We start from the raw sequence: 6,233 nt of genomic DNA, 5'->3' as shown, positions 1-6,233 counted from the left end.
GTAAAATGAAACATATAAGACCTCCAATTGAGTGTGGTAATTCCTGTTAGAAGTTGATTGTTTTTTTATTCTAGTGTACAGGTAAATCCACGAATTCTCAACTGGGGGTCTTTACATATTGTCTATAAAAGAAGAAACAGCCATCTCCCCCCAGATAGCTGTTTCGTGCACAAATTACAGTATAAAATATATTCCTAAAAGAAACCTTAAACCAAGAACTTGCCTTTACAAGTAACATACTGAGCTGTGAAGGCAGGTTCTAATTTTAGGAAAATTAAAATTGACATGTAGAGTGTTGTTTTCGGATGTTTTATCGTTTATTTAACTTGAATCGCCAATGCTTGGTAAGGTTTGAGAATGATTTTTTTGCCTAGTTTGTTGTCAGGATAGTTGCTGATGAGGACTTGACCATGGGCATAATCGTCTGCCAGGTCGAACTCAACTTCTTCTGCGAAGAAATTGTTGAGGACCAGTAGTTTTTCGCCATTTAGTAAGCGTTCAAAGGCGTAGACTTTCTGGCTATCCTTGTAGGCCGCCTTGTAATCCCCTTCTGAGATGAGGGGGAGTTCTTTTCGGAGTCGAATCAACTCTTGATAGAAGGTAAAGATTGGGCCTGTTTTTTCCTGTTCAACGTTAATGGTTGGATAGGATTTGCCAGCCTTCAGCCAAGGGGTGCCTGTTGAGAAGCCTGCATTGTCAGAAGAGTCCCATTGCATCGGGGTGCGGGAATTGTCACGGGACTTGGCCTGGATAATCTTGAAGGCCTGCTCAGGTGCGTGACCTTGGTCCAAGAGCATCTGGTAGGCATTGATAGACTCCACATCGACATAGTCGTCCATGCTATCGTAGTCGGGGTCAATCATGCCGATTTCCTCGCCCATGTAGATGTAAGGCGTGCCGCGTGACAGGTGGATAGAGGCAGCCAGCATGGTTGCTCCTTCATTGCGGAAATTCTCCACATCAACAAAGCGATTGAGGGCACGAGGTTGGTCGTGGTTGTTGTAGAACAAGGCATTCCAGCCATTACCAGCTGACATCTCCTCGCCCCAAGTGTGAAAGAGGCGTTTGAGTTCCTCAAAGTCAAAGTCTATAATGGTCCATTTTTGACCGTCCTTGTAGTCCACTTTCAAGTGATGGAAGTTGAAGGCCATGGACAATTCTTCCCGCTCAGGAGCTGTGTAGAGAATGCAGTTTTCAATGGTGGTGGCAGACATTTCCCCAACGGTCATGAAGCCTTTTTCGCTACCAAAAGTAGCATTGTTCATCATCTTGAGGTAGTCGTGGGTAATCGGACGGTCGGTGTAGGCTGGCTTGCCGTCGTTGATTGGGCAATCTTCTAGGACTTCATCCTTGCCGATAAGGTTGATAACGTCGAAGCGGAAGCCCATGACACCCTTGTCTTTCCAGAAGTTGACCACCTTGAAGAGTTCGTCGCGAACATGCGGATTTCGCCAATTGAGGTCAGCTTGGGTCACATCAAAGAGGTGGAGATAATATTTCCCGGTGTCGCCAAATGGAGCCCAGGCATTGCCGCCAAACTTGGAAAACCAGTCAGTTGGCTGGTCACGCAGGATAAAGAAATCCTGGTAGTATTTGTCGCCAGCTAGGGCCTTTTGGAACCATTCGTGGTCTGTCGAGCAGTGGTTGAGAACCATGTCTAGCATGAATTCGATACCTAGCTCTTTGCCGACAGCTACCATTTCTTCAAAGTCAGCCATGGTCCCAAAATCAGGATTGACAGCTGTATAGTCAGAAATGTCATAGCCGTTGTCCCGTTGAGGACTTGGGTAGAAAGGGTTGAGCCAAATCATATCAATGCCTAGCTCTTTTAGATATGGAAGTTTTTCAATAATCCCACGCAGGTCGCCGACACCGTTTCCAGTCGTGTCCTTGTAAGATTTGGGGTAGATTTGATAAACAACCTTTCGTTTGTCTATTGTCATTTTGCTCTCTCTTTCTTAATTTTTTCCTTCTTGCATAAGCAATGATAGGGAGTGGGAAAGAACTCGACTAAGTCAAAAAGAGTTCGTCTTCCCACCCCCGCACAGTTGATTAGGTCAGATTTGGAGTATGAAACACGAACAAATCTGCCAATCAACCACTGCGCTGAGATGTTGACACGAACACTGAGAAGTGGGCCAGGGCTTTTTGCCCAGCCTCCTAGAACATTAATTCTTTGTAACTGTCAGAATAGCTTCGCCTTGCGAGATGGCACGAGGAAGATTTCCGATAACTTGAGTGTCAAAGTCAGTTTGGTTGGTCACGATAACTGGTGTTTCAGCAACAAGACCGGCAGCCTTAATGACATCGATGTCAAAGCTAATCAATTTATCACCAGCTTTTACCTTGTCACCTTGTTTGACATGGGCTGTGAAGCCTTTGCCTTCCAATCCAACAGTATCCATACCAATGTGCATAAGGAGCTCAACTCCGTTTGTAGCAGTGATACCAACAGCATGGTTAGTTGGGAAGAGGACAGATACTTCACCATCGACTGGAGCAACCAAGATACCTTCGCTTGGGTCAATAAGGACACCTTGTCCCATGACACCTGAAGCAAATACGGGGTCAGTAGCTTGTGACAATTCTTTGGCTTGACCAGTAAGTGGGCTAATCAATTCGATAGCAGCGCCAGTTTCAACAACTGCTTCAGCTGGGGCTACAACTTCTTCAACAGTTTCTTCTTTTTTTGAAAATGCACCTGTACGTTTGAAAACAGCTGTCAAAATCATTGGGACAACAATCGCAACAATCATTGTCATAAAGAATGCACCCCAGTATTCAGCCTTAATAGACAAGATACCTGGAAGACCACCGATACCGATAGAAGCAGCTTGGATATTGAAGGTTACAGAGAGTAAGCCTGCGATACTTGAACCAATCATAGCAGCTACGAATGGGTAAATGTATTTTACGTTGACACCAAAGAGAGCTGGTTCAGTAACACCTAGGTAGGCAGAAATAGTTGCAGGAAGTGAAATCTGAGCTTCTTTCTCATTGTGACGGTTCATGAGGAAGTAGGCAAATACTGCAGAACCTTGAGCGATGTTAGAAAGAGCAATCATTGGCCAGAGACCAGTTCCACCAGCATCCGCAATCAATTGTGTATCGATGGCGTTTGTCATGTGGTGAAGACCAGTGATGACGAATGGTGCATAGAGGGCACCGAATACCGCACCGAAGAGCCATTTCAATGGGCCAGTCAAACCTGCCAATACGATAGTTGACAACCATTGACCGATTGTCCAGCCGATAGGACCAAGGACAGTGTGAGCCAGGATAATAGCTGGAAGAAGTGATAGGAATGGTACGAAGATCATTGAGACCACTTCTGGAACAACCTTACGCCAGAAGATTTCCAGATAAGAAAGTGCCAAACCGGCAAGAAGGGCAGGGATAACTTGCGCTTGATAACCGATACGGGCAATACTAAATGCACCGAAGTTCCAAGACCAGTCGCTGGCAATGGTTGCTGCATCTGTACCAGGTACAGCATAAGCGTTGAGCAACTGAGGAGAAACCAAACAGATACCAAGGACGATACCAAGGATTTGTGAAGTTCCCATTTTACGAGATACAGACCAAGTGATACCTACTGGCAAGAAGTGGAAGATGGCTTCACCTGGCAACCAGAGGAAGTGATTGACACCATTCCAGAAAGGAGAAACCTGAACGATGGTGTTCCATACAGGGTTACCGTCAGCGTCAAAGACCAACTGCCCGTCTTTCATGGCTTGTCCAAGCCATTCCATCTGAACGCCTTCCAAGACGTTACGGAAACCGAGAATCAAACCGCCGACGATAAGGGCAGGAATGATTGGTGTGAAGATTTCCGCCAACATGGTCATAACACGTTGGATGGCATTTTGGTTGCTTTTAGCGGCTGACTTAGCAGCTTCTTTTGATACGCCTTCGATACCAGACACAGCTGTAAAGTCATTGTAGAAGATTGGTACATCGTTACCGATGATGACTTGGAATTGACCAGCGTTGGTAAATGTTCCTTTTACAGCAGGAATGTCTTCGATGACTTTTACGTTTGCTTTTTTCTCATCTGCAAGAACAAAGCGCATGCGTGTTGCACAGTGTGTTACTGCATTGACATTCTCTTTTCCGCCAATAGCTTCTAGGAGCTGTTTGGCTTCTTTTTCAAATTTTCCCATATATTTTTCCTTCTAGACGGCTTATGGAATCCGTCATCCTATATTTTTTAGACATCTCCCAAAAGTATGTCTTTTTTTGAAATTTGTACGGACAAATTTCCTTTGTGGTATTATTGTATCCGATTTCAAAAAATAATGCAAGCGTTTTTGCTTAGTTTTTTTAATTTTGAAATGAATTTTGTTATAATGTTGATAGTTGTGACAGATGAATTTGCGAGGAAATGATGAAAAAATACCAAGAAATTTATAATGACTTAAAAGAAAAAATACGGACAAATGTTTATCCGGCAGAGAGCTCCCTACCGACAGAACAGCAGCTTCAGGAAATCTATGGTGTTAGTCGTGATACGGTTCGTAAGGCGTTGGCGATTTTGACTGAGGGAGGTTTGATTCAAAAAGTGCAAGGGCGTGGTTCAATGGTCCTTAAGCAAGAAATTCTCAATTTCCCAGTTTCAGGGTTAACTTCCTATCAGGAGTTGACAAATGTTCTCCAGCTTTCTACCAAGACAGATGTTGTCAGCTTAGATATGATTACCGTTAATAGTAGCCTTTCGCATTTGACAGGCTTTGAGCCGTATAGCAAGGTGTGGAAAGTTGTCCGTACACGTTCGATTGACGGTAAGGTCTCTGTTGTGGATACAGATTATCTTGCTGTCGATGTCGTGCCAGAGTTGACAACTGCTATTGCTGAAAAATCCATTTACGAATACCTGGAAAATAAGTTAGGCCTTGACATTGCTTATGCACAAAAAGAGATTACGGTAGAGCCGACCAGTCGAGAAGAGCGCGATCTGATGCAATCGAAGGATGATTATTTGGTCTTGATTAAATCTCGTGTCTATCTGGGTGATACCCAGCAGTTCCAATATACAGAAAGCAAGCATAAAATTGATAAATTCCGCTTTGTAGATTTTGCTCGTAGAAAGCATTCTTTATAGGATAGATTAGCCAAATCAAGTTTTTTACGCTATAATAGATAGAAGAAGAGGTAAGATATGGCAAACTTAAATCGATATAAATTTACATTTGGCGAGAAGCAATTAACCTTGACAACTGAGCATGATAATTTATTCATGGAAGAGATTGAGCGTATTGCACAGGAAAAATACCAAGCTATCAAAGAAAAGATGCCGACGGCGGACCCTGAAACCCTCGCGCTTTTGTTGGCAATCAATGCTCTATCCGTTCAACTAACACGCGAGATGGCATTTGAACAAAAGGAACAAGAACTTGCAAGCGTCAAAGAAAAGGTCTTGAAAAAGAATGTGACCTTGATTGACTTAGACGAGCTTGAGGACAAGGTATGATTTCATTAGCAATTATTCTCATTTTGGCATGGAGTTTCTACATTGGCTACAGTCGTGGTCTAGTTCTACAGGCGTTTTATAGCATGGGAAGTATTATTGCTCTGGTGGTTGCGACGGCTACTTATAAAAAATTGGCATCCTTCCTTTATCTCTGGGTGCCATTTGCCAATGCGACTCAGGGGAGCTCCAACTATTATTTTGATGAGAAATATCTCTTTGACCTAGATATGGTATTTTATGCAGGATTGGCCTTTCTTCTGATATACGTCTTGGTTTACGCTATTGTGCGTTTCATAGGAATATTTGTCCATCTATTAGAGGCTTTTAATCCTGATACAAAAACGACCAATCTCATAAGCGGTACCTTGGCTGTCTTGGTGACTTTTATTTCTCTTCAGATTGTGATGGTCTTGCTATCAACTATTCCGTTAGCGATGATTCAAGATAAATTGCACAGTAGTTTTCTTGCCAACATCATGATTCAATACACACCATTCACTAGTAGCTTTTTAAAATCTCTCTGGTTGAGTAATATAGCAGGGTAAGGGAGACCTTATCCTTTTTATCGTCATTTATACTCTTCGAAAATCAAAATAGGACGTTGTTGATTTACTGAGAGAAAAGATCCAGTGGATCTTTTCAGCCTGTTCCCTTGAAATATAAAAGGAACAGAGTTCAATCTGCATCAGAGCGAAACGAACTACGTTCGCCTATTTCCAACCTCTAAAGGTTCCCCGAACCTTTGGAGCAAGTCTGATTTTGA

5 protein-coding genes are annotated in these 6,233 nt (G+C 43.1%); 3 read left to right on the top strand and 2 right to left on the bottom strand.

What is annotated here, in order from left to right; all coding sequences use genetic code 11:
• Window positions 1-317: 317 nt before the first annotated feature.
• On the bottom strand, window positions 318-1,943 hold the full coding sequence (gene treC / locus K5Q29_RS04395) for an alpha,alpha-phosphotrehalase (RefSeq protein ID WP_105139378.1): 1,626 nt from the start codon (window positions 1,941-1,943) through the stop codon (window positions 318-320).
• Window positions 1,944-2,168: 225 nt separating this feature from the next.
• Window positions 2,169-4,163 carry a PTS system trehalose-specific EIIBC component gene (treP, locus tag K5Q29_RS04390; RefSeq protein WP_105139377.1) on the bottom strand — a complete coding sequence of 665 codons (1,995 nt, stop codon included), beginning with the start codon at window positions 4,161-4,163 and terminating at the stop codon, window positions 2,169-2,171.
• 224 nt (window positions 4,164-4,387) lie between these two features.
• On the opposite strand from treP, the gene treR reads away from it, so the two are divergent.
• Genes treR through K5Q29_RS04375 form a run of 3 tightly spaced genes read left to right on the top strand, consistent with a single transcriptional unit; the run spans window position 4,388 to window position 6,015 of the window.
• Window positions 4,388-5,101, top strand: a complete 714-nt coding sequence (gene treR / locus K5Q29_RS04385; RefSeq protein WP_044683691.1) for a trehalose operon repressor — start codon at window positions 4,388-4,390, stop codon at window positions 5,099-5,101.
• A 57-nt stretch (window positions 5,102-5,158) separates the two neighbouring features.
• Window positions 5,159-5,470: a hypothetical protein gene (locus K5Q29_RS04380; RefSeq protein WP_002935948.1), complete on the top strand. Its 312-nt coding sequence runs from the start codon at window positions 5,159-5,161 to the stop codon at window positions 5,468-5,470.
• On the top strand, window positions 5,467-6,015 hold the full coding sequence (locus K5Q29_RS04375) for a CvpA family protein (protein WP_015646357.1): 549 nt from the start codon (window positions 5,467-5,469) through the stop codon (window positions 6,013-6,015). The genes K5Q29_RS04380 and K5Q29_RS04375 overlap by 4 nt, the downstream gene beginning before the upstream one ends.
• Window positions 6,016-6,233: the final 218 nt, after the last annotated feature.

The organism is Streptococcus sp. 2018037, from assembly GCF_019754195.1.
GTDB classification, from domain to species: Bacteria; Bacillota; Bacilli; order Lactobacillales; family Streptococcaceae; genus Streptococcus; species Streptococcus hashimotonensis.
This window is presented reverse-complemented; position numbering and strand designations above follow the sequence as displayed.

What these genes read in the sequence shown, in the direction of transcription:
- treR (WP_044683691.1), top strand. Translation starts at nt 4,388, where the DNA reads ATGAAAAAATACCAAGAAATTTATAATGACTTAAAAGAAAAAATACGG.
- treC (WP_105139378.1), bottom strand. Translation starts at nt 1,943, where the DNA reads ATGACAATAGACAAACGAAAGGTTGTTTATCAAATCTACCCCAAATCT.
- treP (WP_105139377.1), bottom strand. Translation starts at nt 4,163, where the DNA reads ATGGGAAAATTTGAAAAAGAAGCCAAACAGCTCCTAGAAGCTATTGGC.
- K5Q29_RS04375 (WP_015646357.1), top strand. Translation starts at nt 5,467, where the DNA reads ATGATTTCATTAGCAATTATTCTCATTTTGGCATGGAGTTTCTACATT.
- K5Q29_RS04380 (WP_002935948.1), top strand. Translation starts at nt 5,159, where the DNA reads ATGGCAAACTTAAATCGATATAAATTTACATTTGGCGAGAAGCAATTA.